This window comes from Pseudomonas sp. NPDC087697 (genome assembly GCF_044743155.1).
Lineage (GTDB): Bacteria > Pseudomonadota > Gammaproteobacteria > Pseudomonadales > Pseudomonadaceae > Aquipseudomonas.
On record NZ_JBIUVW010000031.1, the window covers coordinates 22,053 to 45,771 of the forward strand.

Here is a 23,719-nt window from a genome sequence, read left to right on the forward strand (position 1 = left end):
CAACACCGCCGGGGATATACCTGTCATGACATGTAGGAGCCAGGCTTGCCCGCGATGGCGGTATGTCTGGCACACCGCGTTATCGTTCATCGCGAGCAAGCTTTGCTCCTACAAGGGGAGCGAGGTGTTTAGTGGAACAGGACGGCAGTCTTCTGCAACGTCACCCAAACACCCCACGCCAGCGGAATCCCCACCACCAGCCATGCAGCAACGGCCAACGGCACGCTACCCGAGGAAGCTTTCCACTCCAGCACGGTGGTGCTGTTCGCACCTTTGTCGTGGCCCAGCGCCTGTTCGGCGGCCAGCTCTACATCGGTCATGAAGTACTTGTCCGCCACCGGACGCACCAGCAGGTTGCAGAGGAAACCCAGCACCAGCAGGCCGGCGAGGATGTACAACGTGATGTCGTATGCCGCAGCACGCTCAACGCCGATGCTCAACTGATACTCACGCAAGTAGTTGACCAACACCGGACCGAGCACGCCAGCCGCCGCCCAGGCAGTCAACAGGCGACCGTGGATCGCACCGACCATCTGCGTACCGAACAGGTCCGCCAGATACGCCGGAACCGTTGCAAAACCACCGCCGTACATCGACAGGATGATGCAGAACGCCGCAACGAACAGGGCGATGTTGCCCAGATGACCAAGGTTCGGAATCAACGCGTACAGGGCAAAACCCAGGGCGAAGAACACGAAGTAGGTGTTTTTACGACCCAGGTAATCGGAGAACGATGCCCAGAAGAATCGGCCACCAATGTTGAACAGACTCAGCAAACCGGTGAACCCGGCAGCGATTGCTGCAATCGACGCCAATTGCGAAGCGTCCAGTTGACCGAAGGTCAGGTCGTTGCCGAGCAATTTACCGGCAAACACTTCCTGCAACAGCGGCGACGCCATGCCGAGGATGCCGATACCCGCCGACACGTTCAGGCACAGCACCAGCCACACCAGACGGAACTGCGGAGTTTTCCACGCGACGTTAACGTGCACGTGACGGTGAGTGATCATCGCGTTCGCAGCTTTTTTCGCCGGTGCGGTCCAGCCTTCAGGCTTCCAGCCGGTCGGCGGAACGCGGTACGACAGCGCACCGCCGATCATGAACACGAAGTAGATCGCAGCCATCACCAGGAAGCTCTGCCAAACGCCCACGCCGGTCGGCGAAGCGAAATGGCCCATCAACGCAGCGGCCAGCGGAGCACCGACCATCGCGCCACCACCGAAGCCCATGATCGCCATGCCGGTCGCCATGCCGCGCTTGTCCGGGAACCACTTGATCAAGGTCGAAACCGGCGAGATATAACCCAGCCCCAGGCCAATGCCCCCGATAACACCGGAGCCGATCCACATCAGCCAGATCTGGTGGGTATAAATCCCCAACGCGGAAATCAGCAGACCGCCGCACCAGCACAGCGCCGAGACGACACCGGCCTTGCGAGGACCTGCATGTTCCAGCCAGCCACCCCAGATCGCTGCCGAGCAGCCGAGGAAAATAAAGAACAGCGTGTAAATCCAGCCGAGCATGGAGATCGGCCAGTCACACTGGGACGAGAAAATCTGTGCGATGAAGCTCATGTCCGGCCCGCAAGCCACCGGCGCGGTCACGCCCAGGGCTTTGGACAGCGGCAACCAGAACACCGAAAAGCCGTAGGCCATGCCGATGCAGAGGTGGATGGCCAACGCGGCCGGTGGAACCAGCCAGCGGTTGAAACCGGGCTTGGCGATGATCCGCTCCTTGGACAGGAACGCAGACTGGGCGGGAACAATGCCCGCCTCGGTACTCGTGCTCATTTGTGTTTCCCCCAATTATTAGTATGGTTCGCCAGACACTCGTTACCCTCGGCCTTGTTGCACGCAGGCATGACCGTTTTATTGAGTAGAGCTCCGTTCGGACGCGACAACAGGTCGCAGAAAGACCGACGAACGGGCAAAGGTTACCATTTGCCCGTGACAGAAAAACCAAACTGATATCGCCTTTTATGTGACATCCGTTCCGATCACGCACTAAAAAACCGTTTCACCCGTTGGCGGGCAATGCCCGGACAACCCTTTCACAGGAAACCTTATGCCCATCGTCGTCGAGTCGCTGAACGAACCCAGCTATCAGGATCAGCAGGATCTGCAGAAGATCTACCACGACGCCCCGCATTGGCTGCTTGCTCCATTCAGCGATGAGCTGCAACTGATTGAAAACAGCCTGCGCGACGGCTCGCTGATCGCCGGACGCTTCAATGACCGACTGCTCGGCGCGGCACGCCTGCATCGGCAGCAGGACGTCTGGTACCTGTCGCAATTGTGCGTGCGAAAAATCACCCGCCGCCGTGGCGTGGCTGAACGCCTGGTCAGCGAAGCGCAAAAAATGGCCGAGCTCGCGGGGGCAAAATTGCACTTGCAGGCCCCGGCCGGGCACCTCGAAGTCCAGGCACTGGCTGCCAAGCTCAAACTGCCACTGGACGTGCTCTAGAGCGATCGCTGACCAGTCGTCAGTTTCTGGGCGCTATACTCCCCGGCAAAATTTGAATTCGACTAACTACAAGGACTCGCCCATGAAAGCGTTCGGCAAAATCCTGGGTCTGGTACTTCTCGGGCTGTTGCTGATCATTGTGGCGCTGGGCTTTGCCCTGACCCACTTCTTCGATCCCAACGACTACAAAGACGAGATTCGCCAAATTGCCCGCGACAAGGCCCACATTGAGCTGACGCTCAACGGCGATATCGGCTGGAGCCTGTTCCCCTGGCTTGGCCTTGAGTTGCACGAAGCCAGCGTCGCGACGCTGGCCAACCCGACCCAACCGTTTGCCGACCTGCAAATGCTGGGACTGTCCGTACGGGTGCTGCCGCTGCTGCGTCGTGAAGTGCAGATGAGCGATGTACGCGTCGAGGGCCTGAACCTGCGCCTGAACCGCGACAAGGATGGCCACGGTAACTGGGAAGACATTGGCAAGGTCCCGCCCGTCGCTGCCAAGGCTGATGCGCCAGCTACCAGCAGCGCCAGCGAACCGACCGCCGAAATACCCGCCGCCCCGGAAAAACCGGCCCAACCGGTTCGACTCGACATCGACAGCCTGACCGTGAACAACGCTCGGGTTGAATACAACGAAGAGCGGACCGGCAAGCAGTACAGCGCCGAAAGCATCCAGCTGAGTACCGGCCCGGTGCACGACGCAACCAACATTCAGGTCAAGCTGACTGCGTTCCTGGCCAGCAACCAGCCTGACGTGCGAGTGCGCACCGAGCTCAACGGCGAGCTGCGTTTCGAACGCGCCCTGCAGCGCTACAAATTCGAAGACATGAAGCTTTCCGGCGAAATCACCGGCGAACCGCTGCAAGGCAAGAGCGTGACCTTTGCCGCTCAAGGCCAACTGCTGCTGGATAAAGCGGCGAACGTCGCCGAATGGACCGGGATCAAGATCTCCGCCAACCAGTTGCGCGCCTTGGGCGAACTGAAGGTCAACGACCTGGACAAAACCCCGCAGATCAGCGGCGCTGTGTCGATTGCCCAATTCGACCTGGCGAAGTTTACCGACAGTATCGGTCAGAAACTCCCGGCCATGGCCGAGGGCAGCCTGAGCAAAGTCGAACTGGTCAGCCGTCTGGCAGGCACCCCGACCAGCGTGGCGTTGGACAATATCAACCTGAAAGTCGACGACAGCAGCTTCAGCGGGCGTATCGCCGTCGAGGATTTCGCCAAGCAATCGTTGCGTGTGCAGCTCAAGGGCGACACCTTCGACGCTGATCGCTACCTGCCGCCAAAATCCGCCGAAGCCAACAGCGCTACGGTGGCTCGCCAGTCTGAAGTCAGCAGCACCGAGGCCGACGCGCTGGCCGGTGCCGGCAGCACACCGTTGCCAAACGCCCCCACCAAAGGCGCCTGGAGCAGCGACAAACTGATTCCCGCGGAACGCCTGAGCAAACTGGATCTGGACGCCGACCTGACCTTCGGCCAACTGATTCTCGACAAGCTGTCGATCCAGAATGCCGCGCTGAAAGCCACTGGCCAAGGCGGCCTGCTGACTCTGGAAAACCTGCGCGGCGATCTCTACAACGGCAACTTCGTCGCCAAGGGCACGCTGGATGTACGTCAACCCGTGCCGTTGCTGAGACTGCAAACGCAGATCAGCAAAGTCCCGGCGGAGAAGATTCTCGAAAGCCAAGGGAAAGCCCCGCCGGTCAAAGGTCTGGTCACGCTCAACAGCAACCTGACCGCCAGCGGTAACAGCCAGAAAGCGCTGATCGACAGCCTCAACGGCACGGCCAGTTTCGTGCTCAATAACGGCGTGCTGCTCAACGCCAACCTTGAGCAACAGCTGTGCAAAGGCATCGCCACCCTGAACCGCAAAACCCTCAGCGGCGAACCGCGTGGCAAGGACACACCCTTCCAGGAGCTCAAGGGCAACCTGACATTCCACAATGGCGTGGCCAGTAATCCGGACCTGAAAGTGCGCATCCCGGGCATGACCGTCAACGGTAACGGTGACGTCGACCTGCGTGTGCTGGGTATGGACTACCGCATCGGCATCATTGTCGAAGGCGACAAGAGCGACATGCCGGACCCGGCTTGCCAGGTCAACGAACGCTACGCCGGCATTGAGTGGCCATTGCGCTGCCGTGGGCCGCTGGAGCTCGGTGCCAAGGCCTGCCGCCTGGATAATGAGCGTCTCGGCCAAGTCGCGGGCAAGCTGGCCGGCGACAAGCTCGGCGAAAAAATTGAAGAAAAACTTGGCGATAAAATCAGTCCAGAACTGAAAAATACCCTCAAGGGGCTGTTCAAACGATGAAAGCCGAGCAGTTCTCAACCGCAGTGCTGGACTGGTACGACCGCCACGGCCGCCACGACCTGCCCTGGCAACAGGGCATCACTCCATATCGGGTGTGGGTCTCGGAAATCATGTTGCAGCAGACCCAGGTCAGCACCGTGCTGAACTACTTCGACCGGTTCATGGCGTCGTTGCCAACCGTCGAAGCCCTGGCCGCCGCGCCGGAAGATGAAGTGCTGCACCTGTGGACCGGGCTGGGTTACTACACCCGCGCGCGCAACCTGCAAAAAACCGCGAAGATCGTCGTTGCCGAATACGGCGGCGAGTTTCCACGGGATGTGGAAAAACTCACCGACTTGCCGGGTATCGGCCTGTCCACCGCGGGCGCCATCGCCAGCCTGAGCATGGGCCTGCGCGCGCCGATCCTCGACGGCAACGTCAAACGCGTGCTGGCACGCTTTACCGCGCAAGAGGGCTACCCCGGCGAGCCGAAGGTCGCCAAACAGCTGTGGGCCACTGCCGAACGCTTTACACCCCACGACCGCGTCAACGCCTACACCCAGGCGATGATGGACATGGGCGCTACTCTCTGCACCCGCAGCAAGCCGAGCTGCCTGCTTTGCCCGCTGAAAAAGGGGTGCGAAGCGCACATGCTCGGCCTGGAGACGCGCTACCCGATCCCCAAACCGCGTAAAACCGTGCCACAGAAGCGCACGCTGATGCCGATGCTCGCCAACCGCGACGGCGCCATTCTGCTTTACCGACGCCCTTCCACGGGCTTGTGGGGCGGTTTGTGGAGCCTGCCGGAACTCGACGACCTCGGCGATCTGGAGCATCTGGCACTGCAACACTCGCTGGAACTGGGCAAGCACGTTGAACTGCCGAGCCTGGTGCACACCTTCAGCCATTTCCAACTGGCAATCGAACCCTGGCTGGTTCAGGTCCAGGAGGCTGGCCATCACGTGGCCGAGGCCGACTGGCTCTGGTATAACCTCGCCACCCCGCCGCGCCTGGGCCTTGCCGCCCCGGTGAAAAAACTGCTGAAGCGCGCGGCCGACGTATTGAACGCAGGAGAGTCGTCATGACCCGCACCATCATGTGCCGCAAGTACAAAGAAGAATTGCCTGCCCTGGAGCGCGCTCCATTCCCGGGCGCCAAAGGTCAGGACATTTTTGACCACGTCTCGGCCAAGGCCTGGGCCGACTGGCAAAAACACCAGACCCTGCTGATCAACGAAAAACGCCTGAACATGATGAACACCGAAGACCGCAAATATCTTCAGGGCGAGATGGACAAGTACTTCTCCGGCGAGGAATACGCCAAGGCCGAAGGCTACGTTCCGCCTGCTGAATAATCCCGCGAAAATGGGGGTTGGATCGTAAGCGACGGTAATAATTAAATATTTTTTGAAAACTTGCTTGACGCCCCCCTGAAAAACCCGTTTAATGCGCCCCGTTGCCCAGATAGCTCAGTCGGTAGAGCAGGGGATTGAAAATCCCCGTGTCGGCGGTTCGATTCCGTCTCTGGGCACCAAATACCGAAAACCCTGAATCGCAAGATTCAGGGTTTTTTTATGCCCGCGGTTTAGTGGCGCTACGCAAAAGCCGTCATCCCTAACTATTACTATTCCCCTTCCAGTGGAAGACCAGATTGCGTGCAGCACCTTTGCCGACGTCGGCGGTATCACGCAGCACTTCACCATTACGCGTCGCGACTACGGTGTACTTGCCAGCGGGTAGCTGAACGTAAACCAGAGGACCAGCCTGGGTCAGGGTCAGCACGGTTTTCCCTGGGGCGCTCTGAATGACCAGATCTACGTCGGGAACATATTTATTCTCTTTCCCGGTGGAGAAGGTCATGTGCAGGTTGTAGCCCTTGGTTTGCTGAATGGCCTTTGACTCATCCTCGCCGATACCGCCAGACAGGTAGTTGATCCCGTTTTGCTGTTGCTGCTGGACTTGCACGGCTGAACTGTCGATCGGCTCAAGGCTGGCGGCCCGCAACATGACTGGAGACACCAGTAAGCCGACAGCGGCGAGGGGCAGTATGAATGAATGGACGTACCTCATGATGACGACTCCCGGGTTCCACAGAACCCTATCCGTTACACCATTTTTGATTGCTGACCGAGGATCAGGGTTTTAGATCGATTTGAACTTGAACCCATTACGAATCGGACCAAACACTCAGTACGCCCGCATCAGATCCTCCGGTAAGTGACGCACTGCATCGCGCGCGCCGACTCCAAAACGTTGCACAACGCCAGCGTTGAAGTTCATTCTTGGGCTCGTCATCGCCAGGGCTCAGCCCCATGAATCTACAAAGCGTACCCTCCACGCTCAGGCCAGAATCGTCAGCCACACAAACGCAAAGTGAGCCCTTCAAGGAACCTGCCGCCGACGGCTTCATCCTTGGCGGCCTCACCTGGCGACACGCCCTCGTGGACGCAATGCGACCGGTAGTCATCATCAACGCCGCCACCTCCGTCCGCTGCCGACACTACTCGCGCTTCGCCGATTACCTGTTCGCCAACGGCTTTGACGTCATCACCTATGACTACCGCGGCATCGGCGAGTCTCGTCCGACATCGCTGAAAGGGCTTAAGGCTTCATGGAGCGACTGGGGCGTGCTGGATTTCGAAGCAATACTCAAACGCGCTCAGCGGGAGTTTCCCGGCCAACCCATCGACGTGGTCGGCCACAGCTTCGGCGGCTGTGCGGCGGGGTTGGGCGCTTCAGGGCACGTGATCCGGCGCCTGGTGACCGTCGGCGCGCAGTTCGCCTACTGGCGCGACTATGCGCCTGCCCATCGTTGGCGGATGTTCGGCAAGTGGCACCTGCTGATGCCGCTGATGACGCTGGTTTGCGGCTACTTTCCCGGCAAACGCCTCGGCTGGCTGGAAGACACGCCCGCCGGTGTGGTTCGCGACTGGAGCACGCCCACTGCCCGCTACGAGGGGCGTCCCAGCGGTCGCGCCATCCACGCCAGAAACGGCCGTCTGCCCTTCGCCAACGTCACCGCACAAACCCTGGCTATCAGCCTCAGCGATGATCCCTACGGCACAATTGCTGCCATAGAACGCCTGCTCGGCTACTTCACCGGCAGTACAAACACCCACCTGCGAATCGACCCGCAAGACATCGGCGAAGAAGAAGTCGGACATTTCGCCTTTTTTCGCAGCCCATACCAAGCCACACTATGGCCCATTGCATTGTCATGGCTGCAAAACGGCGAGCTGACACCCGACACCCCCGGGCGGCGAGTGCCATGCAGCTGAGTGGCCTGCCCTCTCAACGAAATACGGAACGACGCCCATGGCATCCGCGAACAAACAGCACAAACGCGCTACCCGCGCCAAAGCGAAAGCCAAGCAGAACCGCACTCAACGGGCCGCCGCACCAGTCGAGCTGGACCCGAACGACGATCGCATCGACTTCGAATCGGTGGACCTGACCGAACTGTTCAAAAAAATGATCGATGCCGAAAAAACCAGCCAGCAAACGATGTGCGCGGCCTTCCTGGAAGACCCGCTGCTGGAGCTGGTGTACGAACAGGAAGGCGAGGAAGGCGCGATGGACTTCATCCTCGCCGCGCTGATCGAGTATCGCCAATGGTCCACCGAGGCGGACGAAGCCGGCGCCCTGGCGTGGATCGAATCGCCAGCCTTCCAGGCTGACTACGTGGCGGCGTCCGACGCCATCGCGGCCCAAACCCAACAGAAATCGAACTGAGTTCCCATGGCATCCCTGAACAAGCAACAGAAACGCGCCAAACGCGCCAAGATCAAAGCCAAGCAAATCAATATTCACGGCAGAAAACCCGCCGCACTGGACGATGACCTGGGCGAAATCGGCGAGCCGATCCCGGAATACACCCTGGTGATGTTCAGCAAAATGCGTGATGCGGAGGCCATCAGCCGCAACGACATGCTGCTGACCCTGCTGTCGAACCTCAGCGAGATCATCAGCGACCATCCAGAGCTGCTGGACATGGAAAACGCCGAGAACGAGGCCATGGCCGCCACTCACCTGGCCGCCGACATGCTGATCGACTACCGCATGTGGACCGACGGCGTGGACCGTGAGACCGCGCAACTCTGGCTCACCGAGCCGGAGTTCATCACCGACTTCGGGAATGCGCTGGACAGCTATCGCGAGTCGCTGGAAGAGCCTGAGGCAAAAGCCGAATAACACATCCCAAAAGCTTGCAAAAACAAAAACGGCCGCATGTCATCCCTGACAGCGGCCGTTTTTATTACGCGGGGCGAATCAGCTCAACACTACCGCGCCACGTTGTTCCAGTTTGCGACGGCGAGCCACAAACAAACCGGCAGCCACCACCAAAAGGCTCAACAGCCCCGTGGCAAGGATTTCCACACGATGGGCATCCTGAAACAGCATGATGGTCAGGGCCGCCACGATGAATACGATCACCGCGTAGGTCAGGCCCGGGAACAGCCACATGCTGAAGGCGATTTTTTCGCCGCGTGCCATGCGCTGTTTGCGCATGCGCAGTTGCGAAATCGCGATCACCAGGTACACCAACAGCGCAATAGCACCGGAGCTGGCCAGCAGGAAATCGAACACCGCAGCCGGGGCCACGTAGTTGGCGAACACCGCGAGGAAGGCTGCGGCGGTGGACAGGATCACTGCCCAGTACGGCGTGCCGCTCTTGTTGGTGCGCTGGGAAACGGCCGGTGCATCACCACGCTTGCCCAGAGAGAACATCATGCGGGATGAGGTGTACAGCGCCGAGTTCAGGCAGCTGGTCACAGCAACCAGCACCACGATGTCGACGATCAGCTTGGCATTCGGGATGCCCATACGCTCAAGCACGGTCTGATAGGAACCGACGCTCGCCAGAACCGGGTCGTTCCATGGCACCAGTGCGACAACAATGAAGATCGACACGAGGTAGAACAAGCCAATCCGCCAGATCACCGAATTGGTGGCCTTGGAGATTTGCTGGCCAGGGTTCTTCGACTCCGCGGCCGCGATAGTCACGATCTCGGTGCCCATGAAGGAAAACATGGTGGTCAGGATGGCGCCCAGTACGGCGCCCATGCCGTTTGGCAGGAAGCCCTGGGTGTCGAACAGGTGCGAAACGCCGCTGACCTGGCTGCTTGGCAGGAAGCCGAAGACCGCCATGACACCGAGGACAATGAAACCGATGATCGCCAGGACCTTGATCAGAGCGAACCAGAATTCGAACTCACCGTAGTTCTTCACGCTGAACAGGTTGGTCACTGTCAGCAGCAAAGTGATGATCAGGGTAAATGCCCAGATGGCCACGTTTGGGAACCAGGCATGCAGGATAGTCGCGGCGGCGTTGGCCTCTAGCGGGATTACCAGAACCCAGAACCACCAGTAGAGCCAGCCGATGGTGAAACCGGCCCAGTGACCGATGGCGCGATCGGCGTAAGTCGAGAAGGAGCCTGTGTCCGGAGAAGCAACGGCCATTTCGCCAAGCATGCGCATGACCAGCACTACCAGCATACCGGCGGCAGCGTAGGCCAACAGCACGGCCGGGCCTGCGGCGGCGATGGCGTGACCCGAGCCAACGAACAGGCCGGCACCGATAACACCGGCAATCGACAACATGGTCACATGGCGCGGTTTGAGCCCCTGTTCGAGGCCGTTAGAGCTTTGGGTACTGCTCATTGAAACTACCTTTGTAAGGAAAAGCGATTGCGTCCATCCCGCTTGGCGTCCTTCTCGTAAAAAGAAGCCAACGGGGCGTTCTGGATTCTGCACGCAATAATTGCGCCAAAATGTTTCACGTCGCCCGTTTCCGGGGGCTGTACGGCGACTGACCAGTCATCGCAAGTCATTGAAATTAATGGCACTTCGCCAGAACGTTACCCTGCCACACACTTCACAAACGAATTAACGCACCAGAAACACACAGAAAATACGGCTAGCGCACAATAAAAGGGCAGATCCGGAACGTTTGTCCGGTTAGCGCTTCCAACACCCGGCCAAAGCTGGCACCATCGCGCCTTTTTTTACGCGACACCCGCGCAGACATGGCTTGAAACGGGCGTTCGGTTGTTGATGGCGCGCCAATCTGCTGCGCTGATGCAACAACCGCTCACACACTTCCCGTCGACGCCCCGTGGGGCTGTTGGTCGCTATTCGAACGCTATGCTAGCGTGGCACCTCGCCGGGAACGCCGACCAACAGCACAAGCACAACAGAACACACTGAGGACCGCACATGGCTGAGGCCACGCCCGCGCTTGAAATCCGCAACTTGCACAAACGCTACGGAACGCTTGAGGTGCTTAAAGGCGTCTCGCTGACCGCACGCGACGGCGATGTGATCTCGATCCTGGGTTCCTCCGGTTCCGGCAAGTCCACTTTCCTACGCTGCATCAACCTGCTCGAAAACCCGCACCAGGGCCAGATTCTGGTTGCCGGCGAAGAGCTCAAGCTCAAGCTTGCGAAAAACGGCGAGCTGGTAGCCGCCGACGGCAAGCAGATCAACCGCCTGCGCAGCGAAATCGGTTTTGTATTTCAAAACTTTAATCTGTGGCCGCACATGAGCGTGCTCGACAACATCATCGAAGCTCCGCGACGCGTACTCGGGCAAAGCAAGGCCGAGGCCATCGAAGTAGCAGAAGCCTTGCTGGCCAAGGTCGGCATCGCCGACAAACGTCATGCCTATCCTGCGGAGCTTTCCGGCGGCCAACAACAACGCGCCGCCATCGCCCGCACTCTGGCGATGCAACCCAAAGTCATTCTGTTTGATGAGCCGACTTCCGCGCTTGACCCGGAAATGGTTCAGGAAGTACTAAACGTGATCCGCGCCCTGGCCGAAGAAGGTCGCACCATGCTGTTGGTCACCCATGAAATGGGCTTCGCCCGTCAGGTGTCCAGCGAAGTGGTGTTCCTTCACCAGGGGCTCATAGAAGAGCAAGGATCGCCCCAGCAGGTGTTCGAAAACCCGCTTTCGGCGCGCTGCAAACAATTCATGTCCAGCAACCGCTAACGGAGCTACCTACATGCAGACTTACAAAAAACTCCTCCTGGCCGCGGCCGCCACACTGGTGTTCTCGGCCAACGCGATGGCCGACGAAAAGCTGAAAATGGGCATCGAAGCGGCTTACCCACCGTTCAACAACAAAGATGCCAGCGGCCAGGTGGTCGGTTTTGACAAAGACATCGGCGACGCCCTGTGCGCCAAGATGAAGATCGAGTGCGAAGTCGTCACCTCTGACTGGGACGGCATCATCCCGGCATTGAACGCCAAAAAGTTCGACTTCCTGGTTTCCTCGCTGTCGATCACCGAGGAGCGCAAGCAGGCTGTTGACTTCACCGACCCGTACTACTCGAACAAGCTGCAGTTCATCGCGCCCAAAAATGTCGACTTCAAAACCGACAAGGACTCGCTCAAAGGCAAGATCATCGGCACCCAGCGCGCCACCCTGGCCGGCACCTGGCTTGAGGACCACTACGGTGACGACATCACCATCAAGCTGTATGACACTCAGGAAAACGCCTACCTGGACCTGACCTCCGGTCGTGTCGATGCCATCCTCGCCGACAAGTACGCCAACTACGATTGGCTGAAAAGCGACGCAGGCAAAAACTACGAGTTCAAAGGTGACGCCGTTGTAGAAAGCGACAAAATCGGCATTGCCGTGCGCAAGGGTCAGGACGAACTGCGTAACAAGCTCAATGCCGCGCTGAAAGAAATCGTCTCTGACGGCACGTACAAGAAGATCAACGACAAGTACTTCCCGTTCAGCATCTATTGATTCTGACTGGCCTGACCGGCGCCACTCTCTGACGGTGCCGGTCCTTGGCAAAGCCTGCCGCGATTTGAAAAGAAATCCATGACTATCGATCTCTACGGATTCGGCCCGGCGCTCGCCGCTGGCGCGCTGATGACCGTCAAACTGGCTCTCTCGGCGTTGTGCCTGGGGTTGGTGCTCGGTCTGCTCGGCGCCTTGGCCAAGACTTCCCCTTACAAGCCGTTGCAATGGCTTGGCGGCACTTACTCGACCCTGGTTCGCGGTATCCCGGAATTGCTCTGGGTGCTGTTGATCTACTTCGGCACGGTCAACCTGATGCGTGCCTTGGGCGAGTTCTTCGGCAACCCCGATCTCGCGCTCAATGCCTTCGCCGCTGGCGTGATAGCTCTGGGCCTGTGCTTCGGCGCCTATGCCACGGAAGTTTTCCGTGGAGCGATCCTGGCGATTCCCAAAGGTCACCGTGAAGCAGGCATGGCACTGGGCCTTTCGAAGCTCCGGATTTTCACCAGGCTGATCCTGCCGCAGATGTGGCGCATCGCCCTGCCGGGCCTGGGCAACCTGTTCATGATCCTGATGAAGGACACCGCGCTGGTGTCGGTAATCGGCCTGGAAGAAATCATGCGTCATGCACAAAACGGCGTGACCATGACCAAGCAGCCGTTCACCTTCTATATGGTCGCGGCCTTCATGTACCTGGGCCTGACGATTCTGGCCATGACCGGCATGCACCTGCTGGAAAAACGCGCCGCTCGCGGCTTCGCGAGGAGCACGCAATGAACTGGGAAGTCATCATCAAATGGCTGCCGAAACTGGCACAGGGCGCAACCCTGACCCTGGAGCTGGTGGCCATCGCCGTCGTCCTCGGTTTGCTGCTGGCGATTCCGCTGGGCATCGCCCGCTCGTCGCGGCTGTGGTACGTGCGTGCACTGCCTTACGCGTACATTTTCTTCTTCCGTGGCACACCGTTACTGGTGCAGCTGTTTCTGGTCTACTACGGTCTGGCGCAGTTCGATGCCGTCCGCGCGAGCGCGATGTGGCCGTACCTGCGCGATCCGTTCTGGTGCGCCACCGCCACCATGACCCTGCACACCGCCGCCTACATTGCCGAGATCCTGCGCGGGGCGATCCAGGCCATCCCGAAGGGCGAGATCGAAGCGGCTCGGGCGCTGGGCATGTCGCGCCCCACGGCGCTGTTCTACATCATCCTGCCGCGTGCCGCGCGCATCGGCCTGCCGGCCTACAGCAACGAAGTAATCCTGATGCTCAAGGCCAGCGCCCTGGCCAGCACCGTGACCTTGCTCGAACTGACCGGCATGGCTCGCACCATCATTGCCAGAACCTACTTGCCGGTGGAGATCTTCTTCGCGGCGGGCATGTTCTACCTGTTGATGGCCTACATCCTGGTGCGTGGCTTCAAGCTGCTGGAGCGCTGGTTGCGCGTCGATGCCTGCCAGGGACGTTGATCGGCCGGTGCTGACGGGCGAGCAACTGCTCGCCCGCTTCAAGGCGCTGGACAGGTTTCTGACCGAACACCAGGCACTCTGGCGACCGCGTCCGTTTACTCATCGGCAATTGCCGTGGGAAGCGGACTATCCAGAACTGGCGAATTGGCTACGCCAGCGTTCACTGGAAGACGCGGAAAACAGCCACAACCATCCTGAGCGTCTTCTGGCACCCGCGCCTTTTCCAGAGCTGGCAGCGCAGTCCATTGCCCTCAGCGCAGTAGGCGACCTTCCTGCTCATACGACTGAGCCTTCGACCCGACGCCTGAGCGTCGACGTGCCCGGGCGTAAATGGCAGCAGATCGAAGCCTTTGCCGGCTGCCTGCAATTTTCTGCAACACCCCTGCATTGGCTCGACTGGTGTTCGGGCAAAGGTCATTTGGGACGACGCCTGCTGCAAGTCGGCCAGCAACTGACCTGTCTGGAGTACGACCCGGCGCTGATCGCCAGCGGTCAGGCGCTGAGCCAACACCATCACCTCGCGGTCAATCATCTCCAACAAGACGTGATGGCAACCGATGCGGCTGCGAGTCTGAGCGCCGAACACACACCCGTCGCCCTGCACGCCTGCGGCGATTTACATGTACGGCTGATGCAACTGGCCAGCGCGGCCGGCTGCAAACAACTGGCCATTGCACCCTGCTGTTATAACCGCATCAGCGCCCGCCAGTACCAACCGCTGTCCGGCGCGGCTAAAGGCTCCAGCCTACAACTTTCCCTCGACGATCTGGCCCTGCCTCTGAGCGAAACCGTCACCGCCGGTGCCCGCGTCCGACGTCAGCGCGATACATCCATGGCCCGCCGCCTGGCCTTCGACCTGCTGCAACGGCAACTGCGCGGTTGTGACGACTACCTGACAACACCATCGCTGCCCAGCGCCTGGCTGGATAAACCCTTCGCCGATTACTGCCACAACTTGGCTACGCTGAAAGACTTATCCACAGTCCCGGCGCAGGATTGGTCGGCGCTGGAAGCCGCTGGTTGGGAACGCCTGGCGCAGGTGCGTAATCTGGAGCTGCTGCGTGGCCTGTTCCGGCGCCCGCTGGAACTGTGGCTGGTACTCGACCGAGCACTGTTTCTCGAAGAGCAGGGTTATACCGTCCGTCTGGGGTTGTTCTGCGAAACCCCACTGACACCGCGCAATCTGATGCTCCTCGCCGAGCGTCGATAACCCCCTCCATTTCGATCAACAGCCTGTGGATAAGTCTGTTGATGAAACTTGCCGAAAGCCTTTGGATCCATGGCTTTTAGGCCATAAAAGCGACTGGTCATTTTTTGTTCATATTAAAAAACAGGCGAAAAAACAGCCAGTTGCGATTTATTGAGAACTGCTCCACAAAATAAGCCGTAAACGCAGCGAAGCCACCTCCCGTTGTGCATAAGCATTAAGCCGAATGGTCATAACCAACCTCCGTAGCTTGAACTATCGTTGCCAGGCGTCAGAAATCTCTGGCACTCAGGACAGCAAGGAGCTGGGACACAATGACCACATTGAAAAGTGCACAGGAAGCAGTCGATACCGTCGCCAACCAGGCCATTCTCGCGGCCATTCAAAAAACTTTCGCCGTCGGCGGGGCCATCATCAACAACGCCACTGGTGAAGTCATCGCAGCCCTTCACAACAACGTGTTAATGCCTTTTCCGGGAAGCGGCACCACCTACTTCCTACCCCACGACCCAACCGCTCATGGCGAGCGACAACTGGTGGACTGGTACTACGAAAAAGCGGCATCACTGAAGCTTCCGCCGCCCAACAAATTGACCATCGTGACCACTCTGGACCCGTGCGCCATGTGCGCCGGCGCTCTGCTCACAGCCGGATTCAACGTCGCAGTGAGTGCGATCGATGACTACGCGGGGGTCAACTACAACAGCCAGTTCACCTTCCCGTCGTTGCCACCGCAGATTCGTCAGCAAGCGCAAAAAACCTGGGCCTATTACGCGGTCGCCGCTCCTGTCAGCCGCCCCTATCAAGGCTCGATGAGCCCAGTGTTCGGCGGCCAGACCATCGACTCGGCGGCGTACTACCTCACCAGCTCGATCTTCTCCGCCAGCGTCGACACGGTGCGCAAAGCGAGCAACAACAGCGGCCTTGAACCTTCGAAACTGAAAAACCCGGCCACGCTGCCGGCGAACAGTCCGGTACGCCAGGCATTGACCAAATTGAGTCCGTACGCCTTGACGGTAACCTCAACCAATCCGCGTGACCCCGGCGCGGAACTGGCGCCCCCCCTGCTGAAAACGGCCCAGCAAGCCAACGTGTTCAACTCTGTGGCCTTGCTTGATCCCTTCGGCAACCTGCTGGTGTGCCTGGGCGGCGTGGAAAACCAGTCGCCGATTCGCACAGCATTCATGGAAACCACCCGCAGCTATGCGGTCATGCGCTGGACCCTGATGAACGACCCGGACCCGGCGGTACGTGCCCAGGCCGAGCAGTACCTGACGCACCCAAAATACGGCACCTTCGTCTTCCTCTACGCACCGGACCCAATCACCCCACAAGCCGTGATGACCCTCGGCGCATACGGCTCGACCATGGAAGGCCCGGTGCCGCAAAGCTATCCGTCGAATCTGCAATACGTGTTGCTGCCAGGAAACACCACGGCTCAAGCGCTATCGCAATTGGCCCAAGACCTGCCGCCGTTCTATACCCAGAGCGTGCAGGTGGCTCCCGCCCAAGTCCTGAGCCAGGCCTTGATCAACGCTGTCAAAAGCGGCGTGTAACTGGCTGACGCCCTCCGCATGACCAGGCCCGTCGAGCACTCGGCGGGCCTCTACGCCAGCACATATTCTGATTGAAGATCGCTACATTCCGGAACCTGACCCGTGGCGACAACGTCACGATTGAAACCATGTCATTCGTCAACAAAAGCATCCCTGCGGGCGACACGTTTAACAACACGCGATAACCGTGGGCTGATCAAGACGAGCCCTGGAGCGCTCAAGCGCACACAGGAGCGAGAACCTTGCCAGAGGCCCGCTGAAAAATAGTCAGTAATCAGGGGTTTACAGAACCCAGCCAATCGCTATAATCGTCGCCCAACACGCCGGTATAGCTCAGTTGGTAGAGCAACTGACTTGTAATCAGTAGGTCCCGGGTTCGACTCCTGGTGCCGGCACCACATTCAAAGCCCCGCAATGCGGGGCTTTGCTGTTTCTGGGACTTGTTTAAGCCCCCGCTTCACTTCTTCGAAATGTCCACAAAGTGTCCACACCCAGCCGCCAAAGGGTTGAGATTGACCACTTCCGCAAGGTGGCCAGGGCTGAAGTGTGCGTACTTCATCGTCATTGCCAAAGAGGCATGCCCTAGCACCCGTTGCAACGTCAGGATGTCCCCGCCGTTCATCATGTAGTGACTGGCGAAGGTATGACGTAACACATGGGTCAACTGGCCAGCTGGCAGATCCAATGCCACCGCATCAACGGACTCGCCAAACTTCTTGTAGCAATCACCAAAGGGCATCGCCTTTTTGATTTGCTTTTGCAACTCTTCAGAAATCGGCACAGCTCGATTCTTTGACGACTTCGTGCGAGTGAAGTGAATGCGGCAGTCACGGACCTGTCGGGCAGTGAGGCTTTCCGCTTCTGACCATCGGGCCCCTGTCGCCAAGCACACCCGAGCCACTGCACCAGCTGCGATTGATCGACTATCCAGATCTGCCAGCAACGGCTTGATCTGCTCAGCAGTGAGATAAGCCATCTCTGTTTCGTCAAATTTCAGCGCCCGAACTTTGCCCAGTGGGTTTTCTCCCTTCCACTCACCGAGGCGTTCCAGCTCGTTGAATACGGCTCGCATGTAGGCCAACTCGTGATTCAATGTATTGGCACTGGGGGCTTTAGCCTCCTCCCCTTTCTTCCGACCACTCCCCGCCTTTTCGCGGTTGAATTTCCCGGCCAGTCGATCGGTCCGATACTTCGTGAAATGCGTTGTGGTGAAGTCTTCCGCACATGGGTCGCCCATCCGCTCAGCCATCGCGATCAAAGCACGCTGGCGCTCTTCACCACGTTTCAGTGTCCGTCCATGCGAGTCGAACCAAAGATTGACCAACGCACTCAACGGGCGCTCATCCCTCTTTTTCCGCTTTTCAAACTCGCCCCGCGCACCATCTCCCATGATCCGATTTTGATAGACCAGGGCTTCGTTCTTGGTTCGAAATTTCTTCCGGATTCGCGGGCCGTCACGGCCTTCAGGCCTGCAATCAACCTCATAACGACCGTCTTCCAGCTTTTTGATTGTCATGGGTTAAACCGGGCTGACCTGGCCACAAGCAGGGGCGGTGTCGTCAGTGATCAGCCAGAGGGCGTACTTCTTGAAACTCGGATGATTGGCAATCTTTAGCAGTGCAGGTGCTCCGACCTCAATAAACCCTGCTTCGTACTTCCGGTAGGTGCTTTCGCTGAACCCCATCACCTCACAGAACTCCTTCTGGGTCAGATTTTCTGCTTTTCGTATCGCTTTGAATTTCGCCGGAAAGTCCATAAACCCCTCTTGACATGTTCCTTCAAAGGAACAAATAATGTTCCTCGCAAGGAACATTTATCCCAAATATTCCCAAGAGGGTAGCAGAATGCAGATCAACATCGACACGCCTTACGTGACCATCAGCGAGCTGGTGCGACGTTCTGGACAATCGGATTCAGCCATCCGCAACGAGATCGAGCTCGGGCACTTCCTGACCCGTCCAAAGCAACCAGGTTCAAAGTCTGCGGTACTGGTAAACATGGTTCACTTGGCCATTGAGGCCGCCGAACAAGCTGAGCGCGTGCGCGGTGGAAAGCCCAAATCAAAAGCCGGTGAAGCGTAAGGAGCCGGCAAATGCAATTCGAAGATATCTACCGTCTAGAAGTGGTCGCGGCCCTGGAGCTTGACCATGAACTGGACTTCAAAGACATCGGCGACAAGTACCTGCAGAAAGGCATTTGCCCAGGCTGCGGGGAACGAACCCTGTACATCGCCCGCAAGCAGCCGTACCAGCTCAAGTGCAATCGTCTGAACCAGTGCCAGCACGAGGAAAAAACTCGTGAGCGCTACCACTACTTGTTTGAAAACCTCAGTGAGCGGTTCCCCAAGACTGAGCAGAACCCGAACGCCACGGCCGACGCTTATCTGCTGCGTAATCGCGGCTTTGATATCAGCAAGATGAAAGGCTGGTACGAACAGGCTCGGCGCAAGATGGACGACGGGCAATGGGCTGATACCGTCCGCTTTCCGCTCTGTGATGGCTACTGGGAACGCATCATCGACGCCACCATGGTTGCCGCCAACAAGGGCGACAAGGCCGGTATCAAGTCCAAGATGAGCTACAAGTCTGGCGGCTGGATGCCACCAAGCATGGCCATCGAGAACGGTGACAGCGTCTACATCGTCGAGGGGATTTTCCACGCCATTGCTTTGCACCTCGCTGGCTACAAAGTGATTGCGTCGATATCGGCCAACAACTTCCCCTGGGATGTGATCGAGGCCAACAGAGGAAAGAAGGTCCGCTGGATCATTGCCCTGGACGACGACAAAGCCGGTCACCTGGTGATTCCCAAGTACCGTCGCCAACTGCTCGCCATGGATGAAATTGCTTGGGTCGCACTTGCCGGCCGCGATCGGGACTGGGACGACGTTTATCGTGATGGTCAGCTCGACGATGTGTTTATGCAGGAAGCCAGTTATCAGGGCCGGCTGTTCATAGCCCCGAACCCGGCTAAACGAGCCTTTCTGCTTCACCTGAAAAAACCTCTCAGCTTCTTTCTATTGGAGTTTGGCGACCGGCTGTACACGGCAAAGGTGAACACCGACGAATTCAACAAAGAACTCAACAAAGACCATGAGGGCGGAACGGTCCCCAAAACCAGAGAGGAGCTTTTCGACAAGTATTGCGACATCAAGCAGGTGGCCAACTGCGTTCCGCACTTTGAATACATCCAACGTGATGCACTCAGCGGGGATCAGCAGTTCTTCTTTCAATTCAACTTTCCGAACCCGGCTCAGAACTGCAAAGAGCCCTTGGCCCCCAACTCAATCGGGGATCCGCGGAGCTTTTCTAAATCGCTCCTGGAGCGCACGCCAGGCGGCAACTTTGAGGGCGGTGAAAAAGTCCTGGCCATGCTGCGCAGCAAGTGGCTGGAGAACGCACTGACGGTCCGATCGCTGCCCTTTGTAGGCTACGACGCCACCAGCAAGACCTACTGCTATCAGACATTTGGTTATCACAAGGGACGTGAGTACATGGCCAACGATCACGGCTATCTGGAGATTGGAAAAACTGGGTTAAAGACCTCACTGAGCAGCCTTTCGCTCACACGGGGAGCCGATTTTGACCCCGACTGGTTTGCGGACTTTATCGAGGTCAATGGCCTGAATGGTCTGGCTGCACTTTCGTGGTGGACAGCAACCCTTTTCACTCAGCAGATCCGCACCAAACAAGAGTCATGGCTTTTCTTTGAACTTACCGGTGACGCAGGTGCGGGTAAGTCCAGTTTGTTGCGGTTCCTGTGGCGCCTTTTTGGTCGGGCAAATTACGAAGGGATGAAGCCCAACGCTAACGGTGCCAGTGCTATCGGACTGACCCGTGCGCTTTCTCAGGTCAGCAACCTACCGGTGGTGCTGATCGAGTCCGACAGTCAGATTGTCGATGCTCAGGGCCGCACCACGGTAAGTCAGTACAACTGGGAAAACTGGAAAGCGCTGTTTGACCATAACGCTACTCTCCGCACCGTGGGCGTTAAGTCATCGAGCAATGACACGGACAGCCTGATTTTTCTTGCGGCGCTCTGCATATCTCAAAACGCCAGTGTCGATGGCTCTGAAGCAATCCTGACGCGGATCGCTCACATGCATGCGACCCGCGCCGGTCACACACCTGCACGCAAGGTTGTGGCCACTCGCTTGAACTCGATTCCCGTAGAAGCGCTTTCCGGTTACTTGCGCCGGTGCCTGGAACAGGAAACAACTTGGTTGGAACGCTACTTTGAAGCCTTCGCTGAATACGAGGCGAGGCTTCAGGCGAATCCCGTAATCCAGCATCAGCGCATCGTGCATTGCCATGCACAGCTGATGGCCGCCGCCAAAGCCACTCAGGCGTTGTTCCCGGGCTGGAACGATCAGCTGTTGGAGCAGCTGTTTAAGCACGTCGAAAACCGCGCCATCGATCGGCAGCAGCGTGTCAGCAGCGAAAACCCTACAGCGGCCAGGTTCTGGCAGATCTATCACTACCTAAATGAAAAAGTGGTGACGATCAGCGACCAGGACGGTGTGAGGGAAGTCATTCAGCAGACGTTGAATCACAGCCAAGATCGAACGTTGATCGCTATCAACATCGAGCACTTCCACAACGCCTGTCGGCTTGCGGGTCAAGAAGTCATCCACGCGGCGCAGCTCCAACGCGCCCTGCCGCAAAGCAGCTCACACACGTACGTAGAGATTCGCAAAGTTCGGTCGGTTATCGAGAAGCGCCCGCTCAACTGCTGGATCTTCCGCAAGGGGGGTAAAGAGTGATGACCGGCCGGGGGATAGAAGTCCGTATCCGTGGGGGTATAGGGCGGTTTGCTGAAATGCGTGTGTCGCCAATGATGAGCCGGAACATCCGGAACATTATTAATATTTATAAAAATATCTATATAAAACAGATAGATAACAAACATCGCTCCATCACTCTCAGCCGGAACATAGCGGAACACGCCGGAACATTCTTTGTTGCTCTGTTCCGGAAATGTTCCGGCTACAGGTTTTCCCGGAACATCGCTGCAGCCCTTATGAATAAAGGCTTACAGCTCATTCGTGAAAAAAATTGTTCCGGCATGTTCCGGCTGCGGGCACTGCTTGGCCGACGGCCCAAACCCCAAGTAAACCGGACCTCACAGCCATTCCACTTTTAGATGTTCCGGATGTTCCGGGGTACACGCGGGCACACACGACATTTTTTCAGGCGCGGAGCCTGAACCGCCCAATAGAAAAGGAGCAACACCATGCAACTACAGATCATCACCGGCAGCGCAGGCAGCGGCAAAACCACCCAGCTGCGAGCTATCCAGGACGAATTGAAAGACCAGGGCACCGATGTCGTGATCTATCACGGCGCCAGCTGCACGACCCCTTTTTTCATCAACCACCTCTGCAATCAAGCCATGGCCGGCGTGACCCACTTCCTGGCCGACGACTGCACACAGTTCCAGATCAAGGCCGTCACAGATCTGAAAGCACGGGGCATTCACTCCGGCATTCCGTCTGGTTTCGTGGTGCACCTGGTGCGCCAAGCCTAAAGGAGAGCCGCCATGATCATTCGCTACAGCGCCAACACCCTGGCGGGGCAGCTGCCATTACCCACTGACTATGTGGAGCAGCGCACACCCGAGGAGCTGGCTGAGCTGGCAGCCGCCGCGCATTGGCGGGACCACCCGGAAGAAACCCCGACATTCGTCACCGTCGTGCACATGCAGGACGTCGACGGTCACGACTTGGGGTTGTTTGAGGTGCGCTGTGAACAGCGCCCAGTATTCACGGCAAGCCTATTGCGGCAAGCCTGATAGAGACGGTGTCGAGGAGTTCGCACCTCCCCGACACCAACCACCACAAAAGGAGCAACACCATGCAAGCACAGCACCCAAGCAGCAGTGAAATGAAGGCTACCACAGCACCGCAACAGGCCGCTCGTAGCGTCTTTAAACCATCCCGTCGAATGCTGGCCACCGCTGTGGTCGGCGCAGCACTGATCGGCTACCAGATCCATAAGACGCCAGACGCCCTCGTACACCTCCGGAGTGTCGCTGGCCTGGCCCAAGCCACGGGCGACCTCACTGAGCAAGATGCCGCCGTTGTCGCGGAACTGCTCGCCGATCGCCAACACCTCAATGGAGCGCGAGCATGATTATTGACAGACAATTTATCGCCGTGTCAGACGATCAGCAGCGACAGGCTCGCCAACAGTTAGAGCTACCAACCGACTTTCACCTGGTAGAAGCCACACGCCTGCTGTATCACAACACCGGTAATGGCCTGGTGCAGATTCCGCTGCCAGGTGGGCAACTGGTCGCTGCTTTTGAAAACTCGAACGGACAGCGACGCTACGGAGTGGTCAAAATCGATGGCCTGACCAGCTAAGGCCTGAAACATTTAGCGGCTAAAAAACTGACAACTCAAACGAACAGGGCGCCTTCTCGGCGCCCTTTTTCGTACCGTCCCACAACCTCAACCCGACAACCATGACGGATCAATATCGTTATATCGAACAATGAAAGCTATAACTTCCGCTAGATAATAATCGCTAAAATGCAATCAAAAACCCTACCAGGGCGCCAACAACAAATAGCAAATGCAATCATTATATCGAAGCAAGTGATCTGTAATTAACCATCACTTGCTATCTGAGCTCTCGGCACAGCATCACTATACCGAAGCGCCTTTGACGCTTTGACGCTTTGACGCTTTGACGCCATAGCGTATTAGCGACTATGACCCTTTTGTACCGTTGGCCATTTTCACTTATGTACATACGTACATAATTAACAAATTCGTCATTTCGTTATTCCGTTAATTCTTTACTACCGGAATGGCGGCGGCATAACCACAGGCCAAACCCCTTCCTATGCTGGGCGTGACCACACATCGAAACGTGCCAGAAGCCCCTCCATAAAAATAAAATGCCGGTTATTGAAAGTTTTACAAGACCTTAAAAAAAGGCTTGACGATTCAAAATGTCGCTAACTAAACTTCGGCCAA

At 57.9% G+C, this 23,719-nt stretch carries 24 protein-coding genes and 2 tRNA genes; 21 read left to right on the forward strand and 5 right to left on the reverse strand.

Going from position 1 to position 23,719, the window contains the following annotated elements; translation table 11 throughout:
- Nucleotides 1-128: 128 nt before the first annotated feature.
- Nucleotides 129-1,790 carry an OFA family MFS transporter gene (locus ACIPIN_RS19650; RefSeq protein ID WP_401121092.1) on the reverse strand — a complete coding sequence of 554 codons (1,662 nt, stop codon included), beginning with the start codon at nucleotides 1,788-1,790 and terminating at the stop codon, nucleotides 129-131.
- A 274-nt stretch (nucleotides 1,791-2,064) separates the two neighbouring features.
- Here ACIPIN_RS19650 and ACIPIN_RS19655 point away from each other — a divergent pair, with 274 nt between their 5' ends.
- From ACIPIN_RS19655 to ACIPIN_RS19675, 5 genes are all read left to right on the forward strand, one after another.
- On the forward strand, nucleotides 2,065-2,463 hold the full coding sequence (locus tag ACIPIN_RS19655; protein ID WP_401121094.1) for an acetyl-CoA sensor PanZ family protein: 399 nt from the start codon (nucleotides 2,065-2,067) through the stop codon (nucleotides 2,461-2,463).
- Between the two features lie 82 nt (nucleotides 2,464-2,545).
- A complete protein-coding gene (locus ACIPIN_RS19660) occupies nucleotides 2,546-4,777 on the forward strand; it encodes an AsmA family protein (protein ID WP_401121096.1) in 2,232 nt (743 codons plus the stop codon).
- The gene (mutY, locus tag ACIPIN_RS19665; RefSeq protein ID WP_401121098.1) at nucleotides 4,774-5,841 is read left to right on the forward strand and encodes an A/G-specific adenine glycosylase; all 1,068 of its coding nucleotides are present in this window, start codon (nucleotides 4,774-4,776) and stop codon (nucleotides 5,839-5,841) included. Before ACIPIN_RS19660 ends, mutY begins: the two co-directional genes overlap by 4 nt.
- Nucleotides 5,838-6,110 carry an oxidative damage protection protein gene (locus tag ACIPIN_RS19670; RefSeq protein WP_401121100.1) on the forward strand — a complete coding sequence of 91 codons (273 nt, stop codon included), beginning with the start codon at nucleotides 5,838-5,840 and terminating at the stop codon, nucleotides 6,108-6,110. Before mutY ends, ACIPIN_RS19670 begins: the two co-directional genes overlap by 4 nt.
- Before the next feature lie 103 nt (nucleotides 6,111-6,213).
- A tRNA-Phe gene (locus ACIPIN_RS19675) sits at nucleotides 6,214-6,289 on the forward strand.
- An 80-nt stretch (nucleotides 6,290-6,369) separates the two neighbouring features.
- On the opposite strand, the gene ACIPIN_RS19680 is transcribed toward ACIPIN_RS19675, so the two are convergent.
- Complete coding sequence (locus ACIPIN_RS19680) at nucleotides 6,370-6,825, reverse strand: carboxypeptidase regulatory-like domain-containing protein (RefSeq protein ID WP_401121102.1); 456 nt, start codon at nucleotides 6,823-6,825, stop codon at nucleotides 6,370-6,372.
- A 242-nt stretch (nucleotides 6,826-7,067) separates the two neighbouring features.
- On the opposite strand from ACIPIN_RS19680, the gene ACIPIN_RS19685 reads away from it, so the two are divergent.
- The 3 genes from ACIPIN_RS19685 to ACIPIN_RS19695 are packed head-to-tail and all read left to right on the forward strand — an operon-like array spanning nucleotide 7,068 to nucleotide 8,946.
- On the forward strand, nucleotides 7,068-8,033 hold the full coding sequence (locus tag ACIPIN_RS19685) for an alpha/beta fold hydrolase (RefSeq protein WP_401121105.1): 966 nt from the start codon (nucleotides 7,068-7,070) through the stop codon (nucleotides 8,031-8,033).
- Nucleotides 8,034-8,070: 37 nt separating this feature from the next.
- Nucleotides 8,071-8,487 (forward strand): hypothetical protein, encoded by a 417-nt coding sequence (locus tag ACIPIN_RS19690; protein WP_401121108.1) that lies wholly within the window; start codon nucleotides 8,071-8,073, stop codon nucleotides 8,485-8,487.
- A 6-nt stretch (nucleotides 8,488-8,493) separates the two neighbouring features.
- The gene (locus tag ACIPIN_RS19695) at nucleotides 8,494-8,946 is read left to right on the forward strand and encodes a hypothetical protein (protein WP_401121111.1); all 453 of its coding nucleotides are present in this window, start codon (nucleotides 8,494-8,496) and stop codon (nucleotides 8,944-8,946) included.
- 78 nt (nucleotides 8,947-9,024) lie between these two features.
- Here the strand turns inward: ACIPIN_RS19695 and gabP are convergent, their stop codons facing one another.
- Complete coding sequence (gabP, locus tag ACIPIN_RS19700) at nucleotides 9,025-10,416, reverse strand: GABA permease (protein WP_401121113.1); 1,392 nt, start codon at nucleotides 10,414-10,416, stop codon at nucleotides 9,025-9,027.
- Between the two features lie 555 nt (nucleotides 10,417-10,971).
- On the opposite strand from gabP, the gene ACIPIN_RS19705 reads away from it, so the two are divergent.
- From ACIPIN_RS19705 to ACIPIN_RS19735, 7 genes are all read left to right on the forward strand, one after another.
- Nucleotides 10,972-11,745 (forward strand): ABC transporter ATP-binding protein, encoded by a 774-nt coding sequence (locus ACIPIN_RS19705; protein ID WP_401121116.1) that lies wholly within the window; start codon nucleotides 10,972-10,974, stop codon nucleotides 11,743-11,745.
- 13 nt (nucleotides 11,746-11,758) lie between these two features.
- Entirely contained in the window at nucleotides 11,759-12,514 is a 756-nt protein-coding gene (locus ACIPIN_RS19710) for an ABC transporter substrate-binding protein (protein ID WP_401121118.1), read from the forward strand.
- Between the two features lie 78 nt (nucleotides 12,515-12,592).
- Nucleotides 12,593-13,288, forward strand: coding sequence for an ABC transporter permease (locus tag ACIPIN_RS19715; RefSeq protein ID WP_401121120.1), 696 nt, complete (start codon nucleotides 12,593-12,595; stop codon nucleotides 13,286-13,288).
- Nucleotides 13,285-13,974 carry an ABC transporter permease gene (locus tag ACIPIN_RS19720; RefSeq protein WP_071552393.1) on the forward strand — a complete coding sequence of 230 codons (690 nt, stop codon included), beginning with the start codon at nucleotides 13,285-13,287 and terminating at the stop codon, nucleotides 13,972-13,974. The genes ACIPIN_RS19715 and ACIPIN_RS19720 overlap by 4 nt, the downstream gene beginning before the upstream one ends.
- Nucleotides 13,955-15,184 carry a methyltransferase gene (locus ACIPIN_RS19725; RefSeq protein WP_401121123.1) on the forward strand — a complete coding sequence of 410 codons (1,230 nt, stop codon included), beginning with the start codon at nucleotides 13,955-13,957 and terminating at the stop codon, nucleotides 15,182-15,184. The genes ACIPIN_RS19720 and ACIPIN_RS19725 overlap by 20 nt, the downstream gene beginning before the upstream one ends.
- A gap of 311 nt (nucleotides 15,185-15,495) precedes the next feature.
- Nucleotides 15,496-16,737, forward strand: coding sequence for a nucleoside deaminase (locus ACIPIN_RS19730; RefSeq protein ID WP_401121125.1), 1,242 nt, complete (start codon nucleotides 15,496-15,498; stop codon nucleotides 16,735-16,737).
- Nucleotides 16,738-17,059: 322 nt separating this feature from the next.
- Nucleotides 17,060-17,135 (forward strand) — tRNA-Thr (locus tag ACIPIN_RS19735).
- A gap of 59 nt (nucleotides 17,136-17,194) precedes the next feature.
- On the opposite strand, the gene ACIPIN_RS19740 is transcribed toward ACIPIN_RS19735, so the two are convergent.
- Both ACIPIN_RS19740 and ACIPIN_RS19745 read right to left on the reverse strand, forming a co-directional pair.
- Nucleotides 17,195-18,253, reverse strand: coding sequence for a tyrosine-type recombinase/integrase (locus ACIPIN_RS19740; RefSeq protein ID WP_401121127.1), 1,059 nt, complete (start codon nucleotides 18,251-18,253; stop codon nucleotides 17,195-17,197).
- Between the two features lie 3 nt (nucleotides 18,254-18,256).
- Nucleotides 18,257-18,493 carry a helix-turn-helix domain-containing protein gene (locus ACIPIN_RS19745; RefSeq protein WP_401121129.1) on the reverse strand — a complete coding sequence of 79 codons (237 nt, stop codon included), beginning with the start codon at nucleotides 18,491-18,493 and terminating at the stop codon, nucleotides 18,257-18,259.
- An 88-nt stretch (nucleotides 18,494-18,581) separates the two neighbouring features.
- Here ACIPIN_RS19745 and ACIPIN_RS19750 point away from each other — a divergent pair, with 88 nt between their 5' ends.
- From ACIPIN_RS19750 to ACIPIN_RS19775, 6 genes are all read left to right on the forward strand, one after another.
- Nucleotides 18,582-18,818 (forward strand): hypothetical protein, encoded by a 237-nt coding sequence (locus ACIPIN_RS19750; RefSeq protein WP_401121131.1) that lies wholly within the window; start codon nucleotides 18,582-18,584, stop codon nucleotides 18,816-18,818.
- Between the two features lie 11 nt (nucleotides 18,819-18,829).
- The gene (locus tag ACIPIN_RS19755; RefSeq protein WP_401121134.1) at nucleotides 18,830-21,499 is read left to right on the forward strand and encodes a toprim domain-containing protein; all 2,670 of its coding nucleotides are present in this window, start codon (nucleotides 18,830-18,832) and stop codon (nucleotides 21,497-21,499) included.
- A 470-nt stretch (nucleotides 21,500-21,969) separates the two neighbouring features.
- Nucleotides 21,970-22,263, forward strand: a complete 294-nt coding sequence (locus ACIPIN_RS19760; protein WP_401121137.1) for a hypothetical protein — start codon at nucleotides 21,970-21,972, stop codon at nucleotides 22,261-22,263.
- Between the two features lie 12 nt (nucleotides 22,264-22,275).
- Complete coding sequence (locus ACIPIN_RS19765; protein WP_401121139.1) at nucleotides 22,276-22,527, forward strand: hypothetical protein; 252 nt, start codon at nucleotides 22,276-22,278, stop codon at nucleotides 22,525-22,527.
- A gap of 62 nt (nucleotides 22,528-22,589) precedes the next feature.
- Complete coding sequence (locus ACIPIN_RS19770; RefSeq protein WP_401121140.1) at nucleotides 22,590-22,868, forward strand: hypothetical protein; 279 nt, start codon at nucleotides 22,590-22,592, stop codon at nucleotides 22,866-22,868.
- Nucleotides 22,865-23,101 (forward strand): hypothetical protein, encoded by a 237-nt coding sequence (locus ACIPIN_RS19775; RefSeq protein ID WP_401121142.1) that lies wholly within the window; start codon nucleotides 22,865-22,867, stop codon nucleotides 23,099-23,101. Before ACIPIN_RS19770 ends, ACIPIN_RS19775 begins: the two co-directional genes overlap by 4 nt.
- Nucleotides 23,102-23,719: the final 618 nt, after the last annotated feature.